The organism is Wenjunlia vitaminophila DSM 41686 (assembly GCF_000380165.1).
GTDB lineage: Bacteria > Actinomycetota > Actinomycetes > Streptomycetales > Streptomycetaceae > Wenjunlia > Wenjunlia vitaminophila.
The window spans coordinates 1-2294 of sequence record NZ_KB904745.1 but is presented as its reverse complement, the minus strand read 5'-3'; the positions used below and the strand labels follow the sequence as shown (position 1 = coordinate 2294).

Genomic DNA, 2294 nt, shown 5'->3' with positions numbered 1-2294 from the left:
GACCTGGCCACGGGGTTGATGTATCTGCCGCAGACGGATGTGGTGCTGCCGGGGACGTTGCCGTTGGTGTTCGGTCGGCATGTGGAGTCCGGGTATGCCGCGGGGCGGTGGTTCGGGCCGGCGTGGGCGTCCACGGTGGACCAGCACCTGGAGGTCGATTCCGAGGGAGTCGTGTTCTGCTCTGAGGACGGGTTGGTGTTGTCCTACCCGCATCCGGCGGTGGGCTTGAGCACGTTGCCGCAGGGCGGGCCGCGGTGGCCGTTGGAACGCACCCGGGAGGGGGACTACGCCCTGACTGATCCGGGCTCCGGTCAGGTGCGGCACTTCACCGCCCCGCCTGGTGGGGGTGACGGTGTGGCGGTGATCGACCAGATCACCGACCGCCACGGCAACTGGATCACCTTCGACCACACCCCCGAGGGCACCCCTGCCGCCATCACCCACCACGCCGGCTACCGACTGCGCTTCACCGTGGAAGACGACCGAATCACCGCCCTGCACCTGTCCGACGCCACAGTCCCGGACGACGAAGTGACGCTGCTCCGGTACGGCTACAGCGACGGGAACCTAGCCTCGGTCACCAACTCCAGCGGCCTGCCGTTGCGCTTCGCTTATGACGGGCGGGGGCGGTTGGTGTCGTGGAGGGACACCAACGACCGCAGCTACCACCACACCTACGACGACCGTGACCGATGTGTGGCCGCCGGCGGTGACGGCGGCCACCTGACAGTGACCCTGACCTACACCGACCCCGACCCCGCAACGGGTACGACCACGACGACGGTCACCACGCCCGAGGGGCACGCCACGCGGTATGTGGTCAACGCGCGTCGTCAGGTCATCGCTACCACCGACCCGCTGGGCGCTACCGTCCACACCACGTACGACACCCAGGACCGGGTGACATCCCGCACCGATGCGTTGGGCCACACCACCCACTACCGCTGGGACGACGCGGGGAACCTGGTGGGGGTGGTGCGCCCGGATGGCCGGGAGGCCACCGCCGCCTACAACACCCTGGGCCTGCCCACAGCCCTGGTCGGGTTCGACGGGGCGACCTGGCACCAGGAGTTCGACTCCGCAGGCAACCGCACGGCTGTCACTGACCCTGCCGGCGCTGTCACCCGCTTCACCCACACCGCCCAGGGCCACCTGACCGCGATCACTGACGCGTTAGGTCACACCACCCACGTGGAGTGCAACACCGCGGGCTTACCCATCGAGGTCACCGACCCCCTCGGTGCGACCACCCGCTGCGAGCGGGACATGTTCGGCCGAGTCACGACGGTCACCGACCCGTTAGGTCACACCACCCGCCTGACCTGGACCCTAGAAGGCAAACTCGCCAGCCGTGTTCAGCCCGACGGCGCGCAGGAGTCCTGGACCTACGACGGTGAAGGCAACTGCGTCTCCCACACCGACCCCATCGGCGGGACCACCCGGTTTGAGTACACCCACTTCGACCTGCTGACCGCCCGCACCACCCCTGATGGTGTCCGGTATGAGTTCACCCACGACACGCACCTGCGGTTGACCCAGGTCACCAACCCCCAAGGCCTGACCTGGACCTACACCTACGACCCCGCGGGCCGGCTGACCTCGGAAACCGACTTCGATGACCGCACCATCACCTACACCCACACCCCCGCAAGCCAGCTCGCCTCGCGCACCAACCCGCTGGGCGAAACCACCACCTACACCCACGACGTGTTGGGCCGGGTCGTTGAGCAGGACGCCGGCGGCTGGCTGTCCACGTTCACCTACGACCCCGCCGGCCGCCTCACCCAAGCCACCAACCCCGACACCATCCTGATCTGGCGGCGAGACCGCGCCGGACGCATCACCTCAGAGACCTGCAACGGCCGCACCATCACCTTCACCTACGACGCCCTGGGCCGACGAACCCGCCGCATCACCCCCACCGGCGTGGAGACCACCTACACCTACGATCCTGCGGGCCGCCGCACCGGGTTGACCACCGCCGGTCACACCCTGACCTTCACGCACGACCCCGCCGGCCAAGAACTCACCCGCACCGTCGATGACACCCTCACCCTCACCCACACCTGGGACACCGCGGGCCGCCTCACTGACCAGACCGTCACCGCACCCACCGGGCTCGCCCAACGCCGCACCTACACCTACCGGCCCGACGGCTACCTCCTGGGCATCGATGACCACCTCAACGGCCCCCGACGGTTCACCCTCGACCCCGTCGGCCGGGTCACCCACGTCACCGCCACCAACTGGACCGAGACCTACACCTACGACCCCGCAGGCAACCAAACCACCGC

General features: G+C 68.6%; 1 protein-coding gene. It reads left to right on the top strand.

Annotated features, from left to right (window positions below; genetic code table 11):
- Positions 1 to 2294 (top strand): DUF6531 domain-containing protein (locus A3IG_RS0127955; protein ID WP_018386889.1); only part of this gene is annotated, 2294 nt, incomplete at both ends.